This window comes from Streptomyces sp. NPDC045026 (genome assembly GCF_056432625.1).
This window is the reverse complement of the sequence record NZ_JBWKIS010000015.1, coordinates 50589-70028: the sequence shown is the minus strand read 5'-3', so window position 1 is coordinate 70028 and position 19440 is coordinate 50589. Positions and strand designations below refer to the sequence as shown.

17 protein-coding genes are annotated in these 19440 nt (G+C 70.3%); 10 read left to right on the top strand and 7 right to left on the bottom strand.

The window, feature by feature from the left end:
* Positions 1-33: 33 nt before the first annotated feature.
* Genes AC07EJ_RS28210 through AC07EJ_RS28195 form a run of 4 tightly spaced genes read left to right on the top strand, consistent with a single transcriptional unit; the run spans position 34 to position 5439 of the window.
* A complete protein-coding gene (locus AC07EJ_RS28210; protein WP_478885296.1) occupies positions 34-1356 on the top strand; it encodes an MFS transporter in 1323 nt (440 codons plus the stop codon).
* Entirely contained in the window at positions 1353-2549 is a 1197-nt protein-coding gene (locus AC07EJ_RS28205) for a CaiB/BaiF CoA transferase family protein (RefSeq protein ID WP_478885295.1), read from the top strand. The genes AC07EJ_RS28210 and AC07EJ_RS28205 overlap by 4 nt, the downstream gene beginning before the upstream one ends.
* A 47-nt stretch (positions 2550-2596) precedes the next feature.
* The gene (locus AC07EJ_RS28200) at positions 2597-3748 is read left to right on the top strand and encodes an acyl-CoA dehydrogenase family protein (protein WP_389479480.1); all 1152 of its coding nucleotides are present in this window, start codon (positions 2597-2599) and stop codon (positions 3746-3748) included.
* A 56-nt stretch (positions 3749-3804) separates the two neighbouring features.
* Positions 3805-5439: an acyl-CoA dehydrogenase family protein gene (locus tag AC07EJ_RS28195; RefSeq protein ID WP_478885294.1), complete on the top strand. Its 1635-nt coding sequence runs from the start codon at positions 3805-3807 to the stop codon at positions 5437-5439.
* A gap of 19 nt (positions 5440-5458) precedes the next feature.
* Here AC07EJ_RS28195 and AC07EJ_RS28190 read toward each other — a convergent pair whose 3' ends face one another.
* A complete protein-coding gene (locus AC07EJ_RS28190; protein WP_389479474.1) occupies positions 5459-6148 on the bottom strand; it encodes a FadR/GntR family transcriptional regulator in 690 nt (229 codons plus the stop codon).
* A 201-nt stretch (positions 6149-6349) separates the two neighbouring features.
* On the opposite strand from AC07EJ_RS28190, the gene AC07EJ_RS28185 reads away from it, so the two are divergent.
* From AC07EJ_RS28185 to AC07EJ_RS28165, 5 genes are all read left to right on the top strand, one after another.
* Positions 6350-7516 (top strand): aminotransferase class V-fold PLP-dependent enzyme, encoded by a 1167-nt coding sequence (locus AC07EJ_RS28185; protein WP_478885293.1) that lies wholly within the window; start codon positions 6350-6352, stop codon positions 7514-7516.
* Positions 7517-7568: 52 nt separating this feature from the next.
* Positions 7569-9068 carry an APC family permease gene (locus AC07EJ_RS28180; protein ID WP_389479468.1) on the top strand — a complete coding sequence of 500 codons (1500 nt, stop codon included), beginning with the start codon at positions 7569-7571 and terminating at the stop codon, positions 9066-9068.
* 79 nt (positions 9069-9147) lie between these two features.
* Positions 9148-9684: a DUF2254 family protein gene (locus AC07EJ_RS28175; protein ID WP_478885292.1), complete on the top strand. Its 537-nt coding sequence runs from the start codon at positions 9148-9150 to the stop codon at positions 9682-9684.
* A 207-nt stretch (positions 9685-9891) separates the two neighbouring features.
* Positions 9892-10332 (top strand): DUF6325 family protein, encoded by a 441-nt coding sequence (locus AC07EJ_RS28170; RefSeq protein ID WP_478885291.1) that lies wholly within the window; start codon positions 9892-9894, stop codon positions 10330-10332.
* Between the two features lie 27 nt (positions 10333-10359).
* Positions 10360-10695, top strand: a complete 336-nt coding sequence (locus AC07EJ_RS28165) for an SHOCT domain-containing protein (RefSeq protein ID WP_389479461.1) — start codon at positions 10360-10362, stop codon at positions 10693-10695.
* Positions 10696-10717: 22 nt separating this feature from the next.
* On the opposite strand, the gene AC07EJ_RS28160 is transcribed toward AC07EJ_RS28165, so the two are convergent.
* The 5 genes from AC07EJ_RS28160 to AC07EJ_RS28140 all read right to left on the bottom strand — a co-directional run bounded on the left by AC07EJ_RS28160 (position 10718) and on the right by AC07EJ_RS28140 (position 17222).
* Positions 10718-12430 (bottom strand): aldehyde dehydrogenase family protein, encoded by a 1713-nt coding sequence (locus tag AC07EJ_RS28160; RefSeq protein ID WP_389479458.1) that lies wholly within the window; start codon positions 12428-12430, stop codon positions 10718-10720.
* 47 nt (positions 12431-12477) lie between these two features.
* Positions 12478-13782, bottom strand: a complete 1305-nt coding sequence (locus tag AC07EJ_RS28155) for an MFS transporter (RefSeq protein WP_478885290.1) — start codon at positions 13780-13782, stop codon at positions 12478-12480.
* A gap of 103 nt (positions 13783-13885) precedes the next feature.
* Positions 13886-14821: a TauD/TfdA dioxygenase family protein gene (locus AC07EJ_RS28150; protein WP_389479452.1), complete on the bottom strand. Its 936-nt coding sequence runs from the start codon at positions 14819-14821 to the stop codon at positions 13886-13888.
* A 198-nt stretch (positions 14822-15019) separates the two neighbouring features.
* A complete protein-coding gene (locus tag AC07EJ_RS28145) occupies positions 15020-15622 on the bottom strand; it encodes a TetR/AcrR family transcriptional regulator (protein WP_389479449.1) in 603 nt (200 codons plus the stop codon).
* A 58-nt stretch (positions 15623-15680) separates the two neighbouring features.
* On the bottom strand, positions 15681-17222 hold the full coding sequence (locus AC07EJ_RS28140; RefSeq protein ID WP_478885289.1) for a class I adenylate-forming enzyme family protein: 1542 nt from the start codon (positions 17220-17222) through the stop codon (positions 15681-15683).
* Between the two features lie 266 nt (positions 17223-17488).
* Here AC07EJ_RS28140 and AC07EJ_RS28135 point away from each other — a divergent pair, with 266 nt between their 5' ends.
* A complete protein-coding gene (locus AC07EJ_RS28135) occupies positions 17489-18010 on the top strand; it encodes a GNAT family N-acetyltransferase (RefSeq protein ID WP_389479677.1) in 522 nt (173 codons plus the stop codon).
* Positions 18011-18070: 60 nt separating this feature from the next.
* Here AC07EJ_RS28135 and AC07EJ_RS28130 read toward each other — a convergent pair whose 3' ends face one another.
* Positions 18071-19042 (bottom strand): SDR family NAD(P)-dependent oxidoreductase, encoded by a 972-nt coding sequence (locus tag AC07EJ_RS28130; RefSeq protein ID WP_393583861.1) that lies wholly within the window; start codon positions 19040-19042, stop codon positions 18071-18073.
* Positions 19043-19440 lie beyond the last annotated feature (398 nt).

Here is a 19440-nt window from a genome sequence, read left to right as displayed (position 1 = left end):
TGCTCGCGGTCTCGCCCACGCTTGGAGACGACCATGACTGTTGCAAGTCCCCGGAGCCGACAGACCTCGGTGGCAAGACGCCCGGTGGGACGCCGGGCCTGGGTGATCACGTGCCTGCTCTTCGCGTTCATGCTGCTCAACTTCGCGGACAAGGCGGTGCTCGGTTTCGCCGGCGCGGAGTTCACACAGGATCTCGGCATATCGGCGCAGCAGTTCGGTGTGCTGCAGAGCTCCTTCTTCTGGCTGTTCGCGGTCGGCGCCCTCGCGCTCGGTGCGCTCACCGCCCGGGTGAAAGTGAAGTGGCTGGCCGGGGGGTTGATGGTTCTGTGGATCGTCGCGATGGCGCCGCTGCTCGGACCGGTCGGCTTCGGGACCGTCCTGGTCTGCCGGATCGTCCTCGGCTTCGCCGAAGGCCCGGCGTACGCCCTGTGCACGCACATCGTGCACTCCTGGTTCCCGCCGGAGAAGCGGGGCGTGCCCGGCGGTCTGGTCACGGCCGGGGCGTCGGTCGGCCCGCTCATCGCGGCGCCGCTGCTGACCTGGGTCATCGCACGGTGGTCCTGGCACGCGGCGTTCGGTGTGCTGGTCGCGGCCGGTGTGCTCTGGCTGATCGCCTGGCTCTTCCTGAGTGAGGATCCGCCGGAGGCGGGCGCCACCGCCGCCGCACCCAGCGTCTTCTCCGCAGACGCGCTCCCCGTGCAGGCACCGCTGAGGGTCCTGCTCAGCAGCCGCACCGTGATGGGCATCGCCCTGCTGACGGCGTTCGCCTACCTGGCGACCACACTGAAGGTCGCCTGGCTCCCGCTGTACCTCAACGAAGGGCTCGGCTACGGCACCGTCACCAGCGGCTGGCTGATCACCGTGCCCTACGCGGTCGCCGCGGTGGCCGCGATCAGCGCGGGCCTGGTGTCGAACCGGCTCACGGCACGCGGCGTCAGCCGGCGCATCACCCGCGGCTATCTCGCCTGCGGTCTGGTGGTGCTGGCCGGAGCGTCGATGTACCTGTTCACGGCGATCGACAGCAGACCCCTTCAGATGGTCTTCATCACGCTGGCGTTCTCGATGAACTCCGCTGCGTACGCGGTGGCGTTCATCGCTGTCGGAGACGTCGTCCACCCCAGGCAACGCGGCACGGTCCTCGGTTGCGTCGCCGCCTTCTACAGCCTGGCCGGCATCCTCGCGCCGCTGCTGCTGGGCCACCTCGTCGACGCGGCACCGAGCGACGGCATCGGCTACGGCCGGGGTTTCGCAACGATCGGGATCCTCATGGTCGCGGGCGGCGCCCTCGCCCTGACCCTCGTACGGCCCGAGAGCGACCTGGCACGTATCCGCGAACGCGTGGGAGGCACCCGATGACAGCACAGAACACTCCCCTGGACGGCGTCCGGGTCATCGACTTCGGACAGTACATAGCGGCCCCGGCCGCCACCCAGATCCTCGCCGACCTGGGCGCCGACGTCATCAAGGTCGAACCGGTGAGCGGTGAGGCCGCCCGCGGGATCGGCGTGTACGGTGACGCGATCCTGCGCACCTACAACCGCGGCAAGCGCGCCATCGCGCTGGACCTCAAGGACCCCAGGGGGCGCGCCGTCGCCGAGCGGCTCATCGCCGGCGCGGACATCGTGGTGCAGAACCTGCGCCCAGGCGTCATGGACGGCTTCGGGCTGGGCGCGGCCGAGGTCCGCGACCGGCACCCGCACCTCGTGTACGCGACGGTCACCGGGTTCGGCCTGCGTGGACCGTCGCGGAACCGGGCAGGACTGGACATCGCGGCGCAGGCGGAGAGCGGCATCATGTGGGTCACGGGTGAGGCGGACGGCGAACCCCAGCGCGTCGGCTTCCCGCTCGTCGACGCCGCCGCGGGACACGTGTTCGCGCAGGCGATCCTCGGCGCGTACATCCGCAGGCTGCGCCACGGCCTCGGCGACGAGGTCGAGGTCTCCCTCCTGGAGGTCGCTGTTCACCTTCAGGGCCCCAACTGGGGCGAGTACCTGATGACGGGCAACGCCCCCGTACGCAGCGGCAACGGCCAGCCTGCCGTCGCCCCGGCCGCCGACGTCATGGAGACGAGCGACGGCCTGATGGTGGTGTCCGCCTACGCCCCACCGCACTTCGTGAAGATGTGCGCGCTGATCGGCCGCGACGACCTGCCCCACGACGAGCGGTTCGCGACCGGCCGGGCCCGCGTCACCCACCGTCCCGCCCTGCTCACCGAACTGCGCGCGGCCTTCGCCCGGATGACCACCGACGAGGCGATGGAGCTGCTCACCTCGAACGGTGTCGTCGCGGGCCGCATCAGCAGCTACGACACCGTGCGCAAGAACCCGGACGTCGAGGCGAGCGGCTTGTTCGTCGAGGCGGAGGCCGCCGACGGCACCCGCCACACCACGCTCGGATCGCCGTGGCGGCTCGGCTCGGTCGGCGCGGGTGTCCGGCACGGCGCGCCCGAACTCGGCCAGCACACAGCCGAGTTGCTCGAAGCCCTCGGCTACAGCCCGGCCGAGACCGACGAACTCGCCGCCGCCGGAGTCGTCGGCGTCCGGCCCTGAACCCGTACCGCACTGCCCACAACGCCCTATGTCAATGGAGAGAACGCATGCGCAGGGATGTCTACACCGAGGACCATGAGATGTTCCGCGAGGTCGTCCGGCAATTCTTCGAGAAGGAGGTCGTCCCGCACCTCCCCGAGTGGGAAGCCGCGGGCCTCGTGCCCCGCGAGCTGTTCCGCAGGACCGCGGACATCGGCATCAACGGCTTGCAGATACCCGAGCGGTTCGGCGGCGGCGGAGTCGAAGGATTCCGCTTCAACGCCGTCGTCCTGGAGGAAACCGGCTACGCGGCGGCCACCGTCGGCGGACTGCAAGTGCACCTCAACACCGTCCTGCCCTACTTCCTGGAGTACGCGAACGAGGAACAGCAGGAGCGCTGGTTCCCCGGCTTCGCCGACGGCAGCCTCGTCAGCTCCATCGCCATGACGGAACCCGGAACCGGGTCCGACCTCGCCGGCATCACCACCAAGGCCGTGCGCGCCGGTGACCACTACGTGCTCACGGGCGCGAAGACGTTCATCACCGGCGGCATCAACGCCGACCTCGTCATCGTCGTCGCCCGCACCGCGGCGGCCGAGCCCGGGAACCGGCGGTCCGGTCTCTCCCTGCTCGTCGTGGAGTCCGGCATGCCCGGGTTCAGCCGTGGCCGCAACCTCGACAAGATGGGCCTGAAGGCGCAGGACACCGCGGAGTTGATGTTCGACGACGTCCGGGTGCCCGCCGCCAACCTGCTCGGCACGGAGGGCGACGCCTTCGCGATGCTCACCGCGAACCTGCCGCAGGAGCGCCTCACCATCGCCGTCAACGCCCAGGCGACAGCGACCGCGGCGGTGTCCCTGGCCGTCGACTACGTCAAGGAGCGCAAGGTCTTCGGCCGGCCCGTCGCCGACTTCCAGAACACCAAGTTCGTGCTGGCCGAATGTGCCACCGAGATCGAAGCGGGGCAGGCCCTGGTCGACCGGGCCCTGCGCGCCCTCGACGAGGGCACCCTCACCGTCGCCGACGCGGCCAAGACCAAGCTGTTCTGCACCGAGATGCAGGCCCGTGTGATCGACCGGTGCCTCCAACTCCACGGCGGATACGGCTACATGCGCGAGTTCGCCATCTCCCGCCTCTACACCGACGCACGGGTGTCCCGCATCTTCGGCGGCACCAGCGAGGTCATGAAGAGCGTCGTGTCGAAGTCGCTGGGCCTGTGACAGCTCCGGCCGGCGACACACCCGTACCACCATCCACCTGCCCCGAGGAGGCAGCGATGCGCAGCGGCTACGAAGTGATCAACCAGGTGCCGGAGCTCGTCGACTACGACGTGTCGGCCGACCCCGCCCTGCGCGAGGGCCTGGTCCGGGAGGGGGCCGGGTGGGCCCTCGACGACCTCACCGAGGTGGGACGCCACGCCGGCAGCCGGGAAGCCCAGGAATGGGGGCGCCTCGCCAATGAGCACGAGCCCGTCCTGCACCGCTACGACGCGGTCGGCAACCGCCGCGACGAGGTCGAGTACCACCCGCACTACCACGCGCTCATGCGCAAGGCCTGCGAGTACGGCCTCAACGCCGCACCGTGGTTCGACGACCGGCCCGGCGCGCACGCCGCCCGCACCGCGAAGGCCTTCGCCTGGGGCCAGGCCGAGTCGGGACACATGTGCCCCGTCGGCATGACCTACGGCGCTGTTCCCACCCTGCGCCACGCCCCCGGACTGGCCGCCTCCTACGAACGGCGGCTGGCCGCCCCCCATTACGACCCGGTGCTGCGCCCGCTCGACGACAAGCCGGGACTCGTCCTCGGCATGTCGATGACCGAACGCCAGGGCGGCTCCGACGTCCGGGCCAACATCTCCCATGCCCGGCCGCGCCCCGACGGCACGTACGAGGTGTTCGGCCACAAGTGGTTCACCTCGGCGCCGATGTCCGACGCGTTCCTCACCCTGGTGCAGACGGAGTCGGGGATCACCTGCCTGCTGCTGCCGCGGGTGCTGCCGGACGGCACGCGCAACGGCATCCGTGTCGAGCAGCTCAAGGACAAGCTGGGCAACCGGTCCAACGCCTCGTCCGAGATCGAGTACCACGGAGCCGTCGGACACCTGGTCGGAGAGGAGGGACGCGGGGTCCGCACCATCATGGAGATGGTCAACTTCACCCGGCTCAACTGCACCGTCCTCAGCTCAGCGTTCATGCGCAAGGCCCTGGTCCGTGCCGTGCACCACGCGAAGCACCGTCAGGCGTTCGGCAAGCACCTCATCGACCAGCCGCTGATGCGCAACGTGCTCGCCGACCTCACGCTGGAGTCCGAGGCCGCCGTCTTCGCCCTGATGCGTCTCGGCGGGGCCACCGACCGGGCCGCGGCCTCGGAGTCCGAGTCGCACGTACGCCGTCTCGGCCTCGCGGTCACCAAGTACTGGGTGTGCAAGCGCGCGGCGCCCGTGGTCGGTGAGGCCCTGGAATGTCTGGGCGGCAACGGCTACATCGAGACGTCCGGAATGCCGCGCCTCTACCGCGAGGCGCCGCTGCAGTCGATCTGGGAGGGCGCCGGGAACGTCGCGGCGCTCGACGTGCTGCGCGCCGTGCGCAAGCAGCCGGAGGCGCTGGACAGCTTCCTGGCCGAGGTCCGTCTCGGTGAGGGCGCCGACCGGCAACTGGACGCCACGGTCGCGGAGTTGAAGAAGGACCTGAGGGATGCGGACCACCTGGAGTTCCAGGCGCGCCGCATCGTGGAACGCATGGCGCTGGTCTTCCAGGCCTCGCTGCTGGTGCGGCACGGCACCCCCGAGGTCGCCGACGCGTTCACCGCCTCGCGGCTCGGCGGAGCCTGGGGCATCGCCTTCGGCACGCTCCCTCCGCAGGTCGACACCGCCGCGATCCTGACCCGGGTGCCCACCGGGCTTGAGGGCTGAGCCGGACCGAAGCGCCGCGTCACCCCGGCTCCGGTGACGGTCTCAGTCGTCGCAGCCACGCCTCGGTCTGTGAGAGATGGGCGGAGGCCGCGGCGGCCGCGGCCGTGGGGTCGCCGGCCGCAAGGGCGGTGATGAGCGCTTCGTGGCCGAGGTCGCTGGCCAGACGTACAGTCGCCGCCTCCCTGGTGCCGTAGACGCTGTAGTGGGCTCCGCGGGCACGCAGCAGGCCGGCGAGCGCGGCGAGCGTCTCATTGCCGGCGGCCGCGCAGACCGTGGCGTGGAACTCGTGGTCCAGCAAGTGGAGTTGCTCCTGGTCCTGCTCGCGGGACAGGCGCTCCTGAAGGTCGCGCAGGTGCGCCACGACCGTCTCGTCCGCGCGCGCCGCGGCGAGTGCGGCGGCGTGTGACTCGATGGCGCGGCGTACGTCGAAGAGTTCCAGGAGACCGTCCAGCGGGAGGACGTCGACGGTCGCACTGAAACCGGCCAGCATGTGCGCCGGGTTCAGTGCGGAGACGAACGTGCCCGCGCCGTGCCGGGACTCCAGCATGCCGAGGGCCGCGAGCGAGCGGACCGCCTCGCGCAGTGAACCGCGGGAGACGCCGAGGCGGGTGCACAGGTCGGGTTCGGGCGGGAGCCTGCTGCCCGGCCCCAGCTCGCCGCTCGCAATCATTGCGCGCAGGCCCGCAGCCGCGGTCTCGGTGGCCGCCATCCTCGTACCCCCTCCGGTTGCCGCGGGCCGTCCCCGCCGACGTGTCCGCAACGATGTCATGGCGCGCCGTCCCCCGAGTCATCTGATGACCGAGCTTGCGGCTGGACGTGAAGATTCTCTTCCCACCCCTGTTCAGCGGGAAGTTTACCGCCTACGGTCCTCCGGGAGAGCGATAGTCATCGGATGACTCAGAGAGCTGATATGCCTTCGCACCCCCTGGAACACTGGGCACTCGACCCGGACGTACGCCACCTCAACCACGGCTCGTTCGGTGCCGTGCCGCGCACTGTCATCGAGGAACTGCACGCCCTGCGCGCCGAGATGGAGACCAATCCGGACCGCTGGTTCCGCGAGCTCCCCGAGCGGGTGGCGCAGGCCCGCACCGAGATCGCCGGCTATCTGCGCACCGCCGCGCAGACCCTCGCCCTCGTCCCGAACGCGAGCGCCGGAGTCAGCACCGTCCTCGCCTCGCTCGCACTCCCGCGCGGCAGCGAGGTGGTGATCACCGACCACGCCTACGGCGCCGTCGCCATGGGCGTGGCCCGCGCCGCCGCACGTGCTGGGGCGCGCGTTCGGACCGTCCACGTGCCGCTCGACGCGACGCCCGAGCAGATCACCGCCCGGTTCGCCGACGCCCTCACCGATCCGCAGGCCCCGACCTCGCTCGTCGTCGTCGACCAGGTCACCTCGGCGACGGCTCGCCTCTTCCCCGTGGCCGACATCACCCGGCACGCCCATGCGGCCGGCGCGCTCGTCCTCGTCGACGGCGCCCACGCGCCGGGCATGCTCGCCGACCCTCTCGCGCAGGCGGGCGATGCCGACTTCTGGGTCGGCAACCTGCACAAGTGGCCGTGCACACCGCGGGGTACGGCCGCCCTGGTGGCGCGCGGAGACCGGGCGCAGGAGCTGTACCCGCTGACCGACTCATGGGGCGCGCCCGACCCGTTCCCGCTGCGCTTCGACCAGCAGGGCACGGTCGACCTCACACCGTGGCTCGCGGCGCCGCGCTCCCTGGAATTCGTGGAGAAGCGGTTCGGCTGGGAGGCCGCGCGGGGCCGCATCACCGAACTGGCGGGCGAGGCACAGCGGATGCTCGCCGACGCGCTCGGCACGGACACCGCCGCGGTCGGCGGAAGCGAGGCCCCGGCGATGCGCCTGGTACCGCTGCCGGTCGGCACGGCAACCGACCAGCCGGCCGCACACGCCCTGCAACACCACCTCTCCGTCGCGATCGGCTGCGAGACGGCCGTGACCACCTGGCACGGGCGCGGCTACCTGAGGCTGTCCGCGCACCTCTACAACGACCGAGCCGACTATGCGCACCTGGCCGAGCACCTTCCCGCAGCCCTGACCGAGGCGGCCGGGTAGCGGGCACCGTTCGACGGCCTGCCATCCACCGCTCCCAGAAAGGGCAGTAAGCGTGCGCACCAAATCCATCGAGGCGACCCTGCGGGACGCCGAACGTCCCACGACCCGGCTCGCCCGCTCGCTCGGGCCGCTCCAGCTCACGATGATGGGCATCGGCGTCACGATCGGTGGCGGCATCTTCGTCCTCACCGGCACGGCCGCGGCGAATTACGCGGGCCCGGCCATCGCGATCTCTTTCGCGCTCGGTGCACTCGCCTCGGGCCTGGTGGCCCTGTGCTATATGGAGTTCGCGTCGACGGTGCCGGTCGCGGGCAGCGCGTACACCTTCGCGTACGTCTCGCTCGGCGAACTGGCGGCGTGGCTCATCGGCTGGGACCTGATCCTCGACATGACGATGGGCGCGGGGGCCGTGGCCAGCGGCTGGTCGCAGTACGTGGTCGACTTCCTCGCCACGTTCGGCCTGCACCTGCCCTCCGCCGTCGCGGGACCGGACGCCGTGGTGAACGTGCCCGCCGTGCTGGTCATCCTCGTGCTGACGGCTGTCCTGGCCGCGGGCGTCCGCACGACCGCACGTATCAACACGGTCATGACGCTGGTGAAGCTCGCGGCCATCGTGCTCTTCCTGTGCGTCGGCGTCTTCCACATCGACCCTGCCAACTGGACCCCGTTCATTCCGGATTCGCGTCCGCCGGGCGGCGACGGCGACGTGTGGCAGCAGCCGCTGCTGGGCTGGGCGGGCATCAGCACGAACGCAACCTTCGGCCTCGCGGGCATCCTCACCGGCGGCGCCATCGTCTTCGGCGCGTTCTCCGGCTTCGACATCATGGCCAGCAACGCCGAGGAGGCCAAGCGCCCCCAACGCACGCTGCCCATCGCCCTGATGGCGACCGTCGTCGCCTGCGCCGTTCTCTACGTCGGCGTGTCACTCGTCATCACCGGAATGCGTCCGTACACACAACTGGACACCGCGGCGCCCGTGACCGGCGCGCTGGCCGCCGTCGGCTCGGACTGGGCCGTTCGGATCGTCGGCCTCGGCGCGATCTGCGGGCTCACCACCGTCGTCATGATCATGCTGCTCGGACAGAGCCGCGTCTTCCTCGCCATGAGCCGCGACCGCCTGCTGCCCGAATGGTTCTCCCACGTCCACCCCATCACGCGCAGCCCGCGTCGGATCACCTGGACACTGGGCCTCGCGGTGGCGTTCATGACGGCCGTCCTGCCGATCCAGGACCTCGCCGAACTCGGCAACATCGGCATGCTGACCTCATTCGTCGTCGTCTGCGTCGGCGTGATGTACCTGCGCCGCACCCGCCCCGACCTGCCCCGCGGGTTCCGTACACCGTGGGTGCCGTTCGTGCCCGTGGTGGCGCTGCTCCTGTGCCTGCTCCTGGCGGGCAGCCTGCCTCTGATCACCTGGGTCCGCTTCCTCGTGTGGATGGCGGTCGGTCTGGTGATCTACGCGTTGTGGGGGCGCCGCAACAGCCGCGTCGCCACGGGCGAGCTGGCCGCCGAGTCTCCCGACGCGGAACCGGTACCGTCCGGTCGCTTGTGAGAGGCCCGGCCGGGGGCATCGCCGGCCTGTGGGAGCCAGGCCGCCCCATGTCCTGAGACGGTCGGCATCCGGTCTGCCGGTGCTCGGCGAACCGCGCGGCTCGCCGAGCCCGGAGATCGGTTGCACGATGGATGTCTGTCCCGGATATGACGAGCCGTCGAGCGGGATCCGCCTCCTCGCCGACATCGCCGTCAGGGCGCTGTCACCGGCCGTCAACGATCCGACCACGGCTGTGCAGTCATTGGACCAGGTGGAGGACGTCCTCCTGCGGCTGTCCACGCGTTCGCTGAGCGACGCCTGGCTGCTCGACGGCACAGGGACGCCGCGGGTGTCGTATCCCGCGCCCCAGTGGCAGGACTTCGTCTCGCTCGCCCTTGACGAGACGCTTCTGTACGGAGCCTCGAACCCGCAGGTCGCACGCTGGCTGCGGGCACTCCTCGCCCGAGTGGCAGCCGCGGCGCCGGCCGAAAGGCAGCCGCCGGTCGACGAGCGCCGCAACGCACTGGACCGCCTCGTATCGGCTGCCGCGCCCGATCCGCTCCTGCGCGGCATCTCGCAGGCCACCGATCCGCAGGGCCTCGGCGGGCCGCCCAGCAGGGACGCGTCCGGATCGTGAGGCACCGTGGCGCGCGCCTCCAGCGGCGACCGTTCAGATCCCGGCATTCCGTTCAGATCCCGGCATTCAACGAGGGCCCGAATGCTCAGGACTGATGCTGGGGCGATCCGGAGGTCCGGAGGTCCGGAGGTCCGTCCATGGGCGCACCTCCGACCACCCCCCTATGCTCATATTTACCCGGTTTGTTTCATATGGAAGGTGGCCCCCGTGCCCAGTGGCCTCAATGCCGACACCGTCGGTCCTGTGGACGTCGCCGTGGTCGCCTTCGAAGGCAACCGGTTCAACGGCGAGATCGTGCCCGCGTTGCGGGACCTACAGCAGGACGGGACCGTACGCATCCTCGACCTGACCTTTGTCAGGAAGTCGGGCGACGGCTCGGTCGACATCATCGAGCTCGACGATCCGGAGGTCGCCGAGCTGTTCCAGCGGGTCGCCGACGCCCAGTTCGACCTGCTCAGCGACGAGGACCTGCGGGCCGTCGCCGACGAGCTGCCCGCGGAGTCGTCGGCCGTGGTCGTGGCCTGGGAGAACACCTGGGCCGCCCGGCTCGGTGCCGCGGTTCGTGACTCGCACGGCGAGATCCTGCTGCTGGAGCGCAACCCCAGGAGCGCGGTCGTCGAAGCCGTCACCGCGCTCGACGCAGGCTGAGTCACCACTGCAACGAAAGGAACCGTCATGCCGCAACGATTCGGACGGCCCGGCCTGCTGGGCACCATCGCGCGCACCGCGGTGATCTCGGGCACCGCCAGCGCGGTCTCCAACCGCGTGAACCGAGGCATGGCCGATCGGGACATGCGCCGGCAGACGGATGCCCAGGCCCAGCAGCAGGCGATGGTGGACCAGGCCGCCACGCAGGCGGCGGCCCAGGCCCCGCCCCCCGCGGCGCCCCAGGCCCCCGCGCCCGCCACGGACCGCGTCTCCCAGCTGACCGCGCTCGCCGACCTCAAGGCCCAAGGGATCCTGACGGACGAGGAGTTCGCGGCGGAGAAGGCACGGATCCTCAACTCCTGAGAAACCCCGCCCGGTTCGCGGATCAGCCCCGCAGTGCCGAGACGAAGATGCCGGGCAGCCGGCTCGGCTTCGGATCCGTCGTGTACGCCGTGAGGCGCTCCATCGTCGTGTTGCCGGTGCGGTTGGTGACGTAGTACGGCGGTCGGGGCGACAGGGAGGGAGAACCGGTGAACAGGCCACGCGGCGAGGGTGCGAACGGCGCCCTCACGACGGTCTTCTCGACGTCCTCCAGCATGAACGCGTTGTGCACGAAGCCGATGCCGCTGCCGATGTCCTGACGGGTGTGACCGGGGAACGCGCCCCAGGGCGTGTATCCCAGGAGGAACCCGAAGGCCGACCAGCAGTTCACGCCGAGCGTGCCGTAGCGCAGGGCGGCGACGGCGTCACCGACGGCCTGGCGGTGGGATCGTTCGGTCCCGGGGTGCACGAGGAGCGTGGCGCCGAGCGTGCCGGGCAGCTTGTCGTTGGCGAACTCTGTTGCCGCGCGCAGGAATTGGGGTGCGTCGTCGCCCGGAAGGCGCACCACACCCAGGGCGCTGGCGAACACCTCGACGGTGAGCAACGGGTCGTCGGCGTCGGTGATGTCCGGCACGAGGAGACGGCACGCGTCTTCGCCGTGGATCTCGACGGCAGGATGGTCCTGTGTGACGGCGTCGAGGCGTTCACCCGCACCGGGGTAGTAGTCGGTGCGCGGCGGCAATTCGCGCAGCACGCGGCGGATCTCGGCGAGCAGGAGTTCGGTGCCGTCCCAGTGGCGGGGCACGAGCAGGATCTGGCTGGCGACGCAGTTGTGGCCGGAGTTGTTCATCTTGCTGGTGACGATGTGCTCGGCCTGGAAGCGGAAGTCCGCCGCGCTCCAGGGCCCCGGCGTCACGATGCAGGGGCTGACCCCGCCCAACTCACTGGTGAACGGCTTGTCGTTGACCGGTGTGTCCGTGCGGCGGCGCTCCTCGGCCTCCTCGCCCGTGCCCCACACGATGGCGTCATGGGTGCGGTCACTGCCCGTGACGTGGATGCTGTCGACGCCCTCGTGTGTCGTGAGGTACGCGCCCTCCACGCTGCCGCCGTCGACGAAGCGGACCCAGCCCCGGTCGACGAACTCGGTGAACACCTCCTCGAAATGCGGCCGGAGGTAGGCGTTGACCGGGTTCATCTTGGCTATGACGACCTGGCCGTCCGCGTACAGCTTGTGCAGGATGTCGAGTGGTGTGATGGCCGGGACGTTCCCGGCGCCGAGCACGAGCGCGACGGCCGGGTCGCCCGGCCGGCCCCGGTACTCCCCGGCCGCCCGGGCCAGGACCTGCTCACGGCTCGTACCGGGCCGTGTCCACACCTGTGCCGTGAATCCGTTGAGCAGCAGGCGGTCGGACGCGGTGGCGGGGAAGACATCGACGACGGTGCGGCCGTCGCGGTGGCGCACGGCCTTGGCGTCGAGCGGATCGCGTCCGGCGGCCATCCGCCGCAGCACATGCAGGTACGCGCTCACGGTCTGGGCCAGGGCCCAGGGCGCGGTGACCCAGTCCTCGGCGGCCCAGGCCGACGTGGCGGCGTAGCCCTTGGCAGCGGCGGCGTCGGACACCATGGCGGGCGCGCCGTCGGCGATGCGCGGGAGCATCCGTTCCAGCAGTCCGACCCGTTCCGCCAATGGTGTCGCGGACCAGGAGGCTGCGTTGGCGCGCAGATCGCCGACGGCGCGATCGAGAGGGGCGGTGTCGAGTGCGGGGGCAACACTCATGGTTCAACTCCAGTAGATGTAAGACAAGTTGGGAAACGTCGAATCGGTCAGCGGCTCAGCCGGGCGATGTCGCGGGCCGGGTCGATGAGCAGGAAGGACGCGGCTGCGCCAACGGCCAGGAGGACACCGGAGAGCAGGACGGCGCTCTGGTAGCCGCTGTTGCCCTGGGCGTCGACCATGGCGCCGACGACGGCGGGGGCGGCGAGACCGGCCGCTGTCACCACCGCGTTCATAGTGCCGAGCGCGCCTCCGCTCCTGGCCGGCGGAGCGACTTCGGCAATCGTGGTGGCCGCGATCGTGGCGTACGAGCCGCCGAGACCGAACCCGAGAGCGATGAGGACGGTCTTGGCTGTCGAGCCGTCGACGAGCGGCAGGGCCAGACAGCAGGCGGCACCGGCCGCGAGCAGCCAGCCGCCCACCCAGCCGCGGGCACGTCGGCTGCTGACGCCGCGCCGCATCAGGCGGCCGGTGATCCCGGCCTGGGCCAGCAGCACGACGGCCCCGATCGTCCAGGGAGCGACGACGACGGTGCCGGCCTGGTCGGCCGAGTATCCGAGACCGTTGCGCAGGTACGACGGCAGCCACACCAGCATCAGCGCCACGGACCAGTAGCTGGTGAAGTACGCGAGGGTGGCGCCGATCCAGGTGCGGCTGGCAAAGATCCTTCGGTACGAGGGGACACTCCGCGCCTCCACCGACGCAGTGGCGGCGCCTTCGGGTGAGGCGGTGCGGTGCCGGCCGTCGGCGCCGAGGACGGCCCAGGCCGCGGCCCACACCAGTCCCACCGCCGCGAGCACCCACAGCGCGGCCCGCCAGCCATGGTGCTGGACCACCCACGACAGTCCGGGCGCGGACACGATCACTCCCAGTGTGACTCCGAGCGTGATCAGGGCGCCGGGCAGGTTGCGCCGTTGGTTCGGGAACCAGGCCAGCGCGGCCTGCTGGGCGACGGGGAACGCCGGGCCTTCCGCCGCCCCGAGGAAGACCCGCGAGACGACCAGCACGGCGAGGCCGCCGCCGATCGCCGCGGGCACCTGCGCCACGGACCACAGGACGGCCATCATCAAAAGCAGCGCCTTCGGTGACACCCGGTCGGCGGCGAGACCGACGACGACCGCGGCCACCGAGAAGAGCAGGAAGAACGCGCTGTTGGCGAGCCCGAACTGGGTGGCGCTCAGGTGCAGATCGGCACGGATCTCGTCGGCGGCGAGGCCGAGGACGGACTTGTCCGCGAAGTTGACCATCATGAAGACCACGAGCAGCGCGGTCACTGTCCAGGCGCGGACACTGCTGCTGCCGGTGGCCACAGTGGACCCAGCGGGATGCTGAGACACGGTCGGTGCCGCGGTCATGGATGCTCCGTAGGTGGTAGGTGGCTCGGGAGGGTCACAGGAGGCTCGGGAAGAGCGGCCCGCACCGCGGACGACGGACGGTGCGGACCGAGCCGGCCCCGGTTCAGGACAGCGGAGCTCCGGTGATGGCGATGCGCTCCATGACGCGGCGCTGCGGGAAGTAGTCGTTGACGGCGTAGTGCTGGACGGCGATGTTGTCCCAGATGGCGATCGAGTCGGGCTCCCAGTGGAAGCGGATCTGGAACTCGGGGATGCGCGCCTGCAGTACGAGGATGTCGAGCAGCTCGCGGCTCTCCACGTCGGACAGGCCCTTGATGTAGCGGGTGAAGGGCTCGTTGACGTAGAGGGTCTTGCGGCCGCTGCGGGGGTGGCGGACGACGACCGGGTGCTCGACCTGCGGCCAGCTCTTGCGGAAGGCGGCCTTCTGCTCGTCGTTCATCAGCGCGCCCCAGCTGGCCTCCCAGTCGTGAACCGCGGTGAGGTTCTCGATGCGCTCCTTGAGGTCGTCGGGCAGGTTGTCGTATGCGGCGGCCATGTCGGCCCACATGGTGTCGCCGCCCGAGGCGGGCACTTCGACGGCGCGCAGCACCGCGCCGAGCGACGGGTTGGCCATGAACGAATGGTCGCTGTGCCAGATGTTCTTGTTGCCGGCGGCCTTGGCGTCCTTGGCGAGCCTCGAGATGCCGACGGTGTCGGTCTTGGCGAAGAACGGGTTGGGCTCCGGCGGCCCCCAGATGCCGGACAGCGCGAGCTGGTGCTCCGCGGTGAAGCCGGTCTGCCCGCGGAAGAAGATCACCTTCCACTCGAGCAGCGCCTGCCGCAGCTCCTCGGCGAGTTCGTCGCTCAACGGCCGGGTCAGGTCGACCCCGCCGAGTACGGCGCCGAGATGCGGGGTGAGCGGCTCGATGTCGAGCAGCTTGTACGTGGACTGTTCGGCACCCGGCGCGAGCCGGTCCAGTGTGCGGCGCCCGTAGTGCATGAGGGGCTTGTCCAGTACCGGCTTGGGGTTCTCGACGGGGGCCGTCGCGACGTCCTGCATGGGTGTCCTCCCGAGGGTCAACACTTATTACGTAACCGCGAGTATCGATATTCAGATGCGGCGGTGCAAGGGGTCTGAGCAGATTGTTTTCACGGGTGGCATACGGAGCACCGGCACGGGCTCAGGGCATGCCGAAGGGCGCGTCAGGACCCTGATTCACCTGACGCGCCGGGAATGTGGCGCTGGATCAGCCGCGCTTCACGGCCTCGCGGCGACGGCCCGGCTGATCATGTCGGCCACGGACTCGACGAGCCTTTCGTCCGGCATCCGCTGCTCGGCGATCAGCCGGAAGACCAGTGACGACGCCACGAGCGTGGCGGCGGCGGACAGATCCGCGTCCGGCCGTACGTCGCCGCGTGCGACCCCGCGATCCAGCACGTGCCGCGTCTCGCTCATCACCCGTGCCGAGTACGCACGGAACGCCTCGCGCACCGCGCCCTCCTCCGCCGTCGCGCCGATCACCCCGGCCAGCAGCCGGTCGACGCCGGGCTGCCGGTACGCCTCCATGCGCGCCACGAGGACCGCACGCAGCTCGGCCCGGAAGTCGCCCAGGTCCGGCACGGTCAGTGGCCCGATCCGCGACTCGGCGGCGGCGATGACCAGGTCTTGTTTGGTGGACCAGCGCCGGTACATGGCCGGCTTGCTCACCCCGGCACGGGCCGCGACAGCATCCATGGTCAGCGCGCCCATCCCGCGCTCCACCACCAGGTCGACGACGGCGTCCAGCACAGCCCGGGTGACACGCTCCTCGCGCGGCCGCCCCGGACCCCTCCGCTCATGCTGCACCTGCGCATCGGCCATGCACAGAGCCTACGTCGGCCCCGGCCGACCTCGCCCGCAGGGTGGAGCGCTCCTCGAGTCAGCCGGCCACCACGCCGTCCGGCCCGGAGAGTTCGGTCCGCAGCACATGCTTGGTGATCTTCCCTGACGGGGTACGCGGCAGCTCCGGGCGCAGGAAGAGTTCGCGGGGAATCTTGTACCGGGCCATCCGCGTCCCCAGCCACTCCCGCATCCCGGCCAGGCCCAGCTCCGCGCCCTTGCGCAGCACCACTATGGCCACCACGGTCTCGCCCCACTGCGGGTGCGGGCGGCCGACGACGGCGACATCGAGGACATCCGGGTGGCCGCGCAGCGCACCTTCGACCTCCTGCGAGGCGACGTTCTCGCCGCCGGTGATGATCACGTCCTTCATCCGGTCCACGATGGTGACGAAGCCGTCCTCGTCGACGCGCCCGAGGTCGCCGCTGCGGTACCACTCCCCCGCAAACACCTCGGCGGTGGCGGCCTCGTCGTCGAGGTAGCCGAGCATGCGAGTGTCCGAGCGCAGCCAGATCTCGCCGGTCTGCCCGGCCTCGGCGTCGGCACCGTCCGCCCGTACGACCCTCAGGTCCACGCCGGGCATGCCACCGCGCCCGATGGACCCGGCCTTCTCGACCTGCTCGGCCGGGGAGAGCGACGCCCCCACGGGGCCGGTCTCGCTCATCCCGTACACCTGGTGGAAGGCCTCCGAGCCGTACGCCTTCATCAGGCGGTGGGCGGTCTCCGCGTCCAGGGGTCCGGCACCGTAGATCCAGGCGCGTACGGACGTCAGGTCGAACGCGGCGAAGTCCTCGACGGTCTGCACCGGGGCGATGAGCGCGATCGGCGCCGCGAACAGGGCGGTCACGCGCTCCCGTTGGATGGTCTCCAGCATGCCGCGGGGCTCGTACTCGCGCTGGAGCACGATCGTGGCGCCCAGCAGAAGGGTGCTCATGGCCCAGTTGTTGAGCGGGGAAGCGTGCCAGATCGGCATGCAGATCAGGAAGCGCTCGTCGCGGTGAAGGGGAATGGTGACCGCCGTGTACGTGGCGGCCAGCGCGATGCCCCGATGGGTGTGCACGCACCCCTTTGGGCTCCCGGACGTCCCTGATGTGTACAGGATCTGCGCGATGTCGCTGTCCGGGCCCGCCTCCGCCGTCCAGGGCTCGGCGCGCGCCACCAGTGCCTCGAAGGAGTCGGCCGGCAGCGCCTCCTCGGCGGTGTCGGGATGGCTGGTCAGCCAGCGCACGTCCGCGTCCGCGGCGGTCGCGCGCTCGCCGATCTCCGCGTCGACGACCGCCAGCCGAGCGCCGCAGTGCAGCAGCTGGCGCTCCACCTCGGCCGTCTGCAGTTTGTGGTTGACCGGCACCAGTACGGCACCCGCGTACCAGGCACCGAACGCGGCGAACAGGAAGGCGGGGGTGTTGTACGTCATGACCGCCAGACGGTCGCCGGGTCGCAGTCCGGCCTCCCGCAGCACGGTGGCGGCACGGCGGGCCGCGTCGGCGAACTCGCCGTAGGTCCAACGCTGTTCGCGGTAGACGACGGCTTCTTTCGTTCCTGCCGAGCGGACGGCGCTGTCCAACAGGGCACTGAGGTGCATCACGTTCTCCTGACGAGCCGTGCCGGTGGCGACCGACGATGGCGGGAAACTCTGAATGATGGTTCACTCTTTGAGTGCCCTACCGCAAGACCTCAGCCGAAATCCGCCGGCACGAAGCCACCGCAGGCCAACTGGCAAGACCTCGGTTGAGGGCGGCGATCCGGAACGCGCCCGACAGGACCTGCCGCATCCCCAGCCAACTCGCCGGGATGGACCACCCGGGCCAAGAGGGAGAAATGCCTTGTCGTGCCGTCGCGGCGGTCGGCATGCTCCAAGGTGTGACCAACGAAGACGACTTCACAGACGCCACCGTCATCTCGCCTGTCAGCGTCCGCGATCTGCTGCCGCGGGATCTGCCGACGTGCACCTGGTCCGGCTCGAGCACCCACCTGCGCAGTGTCGAGAGAGAGCTGGCGCGCGCTGCGGTGGGCGAGGTGGACTACCTGGCTGTGTGCACACCCGTGGATCTGCCGGTGGCGATCGGCGGCATCGACTTCCAGGTCTCCGAGGGAGCCGGAACCCTGTGGCAACTCGCCGTGCACCCGGCGCTGCAGTCCCGCGGCCTGGGAACGCTGCTCGTCCGCACTGCCGAACAGCGGATCCGGGACCGCGGGCTGCACAGGGCCGAACTCTCTGTGGAGGAGAACAACCCCAGGGCCCGAGCCCTGTACGAGCGCCTGGGATATGTCGCCTACGGCCGCGCTACGGACGCCTGGGACGAGCAAGCGCCCGACGGGTCGATCCATCGCCACGAAACGATGTGCGTTCTCATGCGAAAGGACCTTTGAGCCCCGGTCCCGCGGACAGGTCAGCGCTCAGCAGGGCGGTGAGATCACCGGCCGCCTCTTTCAGGCGGCGAACGCGTCCACGCCGGTCAGTTCGGCGGACAGTGCCCACAGGCGGGCCGCCTGCTCCGGGTCCGTGGCCCACTCCTTCACGCCGACCCGGGAGCCGTCCGCCGGGGCGGGCTCCGCGATGTCGCAGTCTTCCAGGTAGACGCCGCCCATGCCGTTCAGCTGGGGGGAGGTCGCCGCCCACACCTGCGTGGCCGCTCCCTGCTGTGGTGTCTTGAACGCCTCCGGGTGGAGCAGGTTGCCGTCCGCGTCGATCCAGCCCCGCTCGACCATCTCCTGCTTCGGCAGATGCCGCTGAAGGGGAGTGAGGATGCCACCGGGGTGCAGCGAGAAGGCCCGCACGCCCCGCTCCTGGCCGAGGCGGTCGAGTTGCAGGGCGAACAACGCGTTCGCCGTCTTGGCCTGGCCGTACGCCTCCCACTTGTCGTAGCCGTGGCGCCAGTGGATGTCGTCCCAATGGACGGGAGAGGCATGGTGGCCGGTGGAGGAGACCGAGACGACGCGGGCGCCGCCCGGCTCGATCGCCGACCACAGGCGGTTGACAAGGGCGAAGTGGCCGAGGTGGTTGGTGGCGAACTGGGCCTCCCAGCCCGGCCCGACCCGGGTCTCGGGGCAGGCCATGATCCCCGCGCTGTCGATGACGATGTCCAGGGGCCGCCCCGAGGCGAGAAAACGCTCGGCGAAGACCCGAACGCTGTCCAGGTCGCCGAGGTCCAGTTCGTCCACCTCGACACCGTCGATCCCGGCCAGGTTCTCCTTTGCCGCGCCGGCTCGGCGGGCCGGGACCACAACCCGGGCGCCGGCCTTCGTCAATGCGCGTGTGGTCTCGAGCCCGATACCCGAGTAGCCGCCCGTCACGAGGGCGAGCCGACCGGTGAGGTCGATGTCGGCGAGGACATCATCGGCGGTGCTCCGGGCACCGAAACCCGAACCGATCTTGTGCTGCGGTGTGCTGCTGTCGCTCATGACCGCACGCTACGAATTCGAGTGCGCTCGAAGTCAAGCCCGCCCCGCGGCCACGGCCCGGACAGGCCCGAACGAGAAACCAGCCCCGACCGGACGGCCGAACCATGCCCACGTCTACGCTTCCGCGCCGGCCAATGGACCCATGGGCCCGACTGGATCGCCTTGCACGGAGCGGGAAAATCCTTGGCCGCCTATGCTGCCGCCCCCGATGCCAGCTTTCTTTCGCTTTCCGGACGGGCCAGGATCTCCTCACACCATCGCAGCCTCATGAAATTCTCCAGCTGGTTCTGCAGCAGGAAGACGTACACGTAATAGAGGAGAAGGGGCCGTGGAGCCGCGACTCTTAGAATTCACAGCGCGCGCCCCGAAATAGCCAGTCGAAAGGGTCAGTCGATTAC

Bases quoted from the DNA above. Each gene is read 5' to 3' on its own strand.
- AC07EJ_RS28210 (WP_478885296.1), top strand. From the start codon at position 34: ATGACTGTTGCAAGTCCCCGGAGCCGACAGACCTCGGTGGCAAGACGC.
- AC07EJ_RS28205 (WP_478885295.1), top strand. From the start codon at position 1,353: ATGACAGCACAGAACACTCCCCTGGACGGCGTCCGGGTCATCGACTTC.
- AC07EJ_RS28200 (WP_389479480.1), top strand. From the start codon at position 2,597: ATGCGCAGGGATGTCTACACCGAGGACCATGAGATGTTCCGCGAGGTC.
- AC07EJ_RS28195 (WP_478885294.1), top strand. From the start codon at position 3,805: ATGCGCAGCGGCTACGAAGTGATCAACCAGGTGCCGGAGCTCGTCGAC.
- AC07EJ_RS28190 (WP_389479474.1), bottom strand. From the start codon at position 6,148: ATGGCGGCCACCGAGACCGCGGCTGCGGGCCTGCGCGCAATGATTGCG.
- AC07EJ_RS28185 (WP_478885293.1), top strand. From the start codon at position 6,350: ATGCCTTCGCACCCCCTGGAACACTGGGCACTCGACCCGGACGTACGC.
- AC07EJ_RS28165 (WP_389479461.1), top strand. From the start codon at position 10,360: ATGCCGCAACGATTCGGACGGCCCGGCCTGCTGGGCACCATCGCGCGC.
- AC07EJ_RS28160 (WP_389479458.1), bottom strand. From the start codon at position 12,430: ATGAGTGTTGCCCCCGCACTCGACACCGCCCCTCTCGATCGCGCCGTC.
- AC07EJ_RS28155 (WP_478885290.1), bottom strand. From the start codon at position 13,782: ATGACCGCGGCACCGACCGTGTCTCAGCATCCCGCTGGGTCCACTGTG.
- AC07EJ_RS28150 (WP_389479452.1), bottom strand. From the start codon at position 14,821: ATGCAGGACGTCGCGACGGCCCCCGTCGAGAACCCCAAGCCGGTACTG.
- AC07EJ_RS28145 (WP_389479449.1), bottom strand. From the start codon at position 15,622: ATGGCCGATGCGCAGGTGCAGCATGAGCGGAGGGGTCCGGGGCGGCCG.
- AC07EJ_RS28140 (WP_478885289.1), bottom strand. From the start codon at position 17,222: ATGCACCTCAGTGCCCTGTTGGACAGCGCCGTCCGCTCGGCAGGAACG.
- AC07EJ_RS28135 (WP_389479677.1), top strand. From the start codon at position 17,489: ATGCTCCAAGGTGTGACCAACGAAGACGACTTCACAGACGCCACCGTC.
- AC07EJ_RS28130 (WP_393583861.1), bottom strand. From the start codon at position 19,042: ATGAGCGACAGCAGCACACCGCAGCACAAGATCGGTTCGGGTTTCGGT.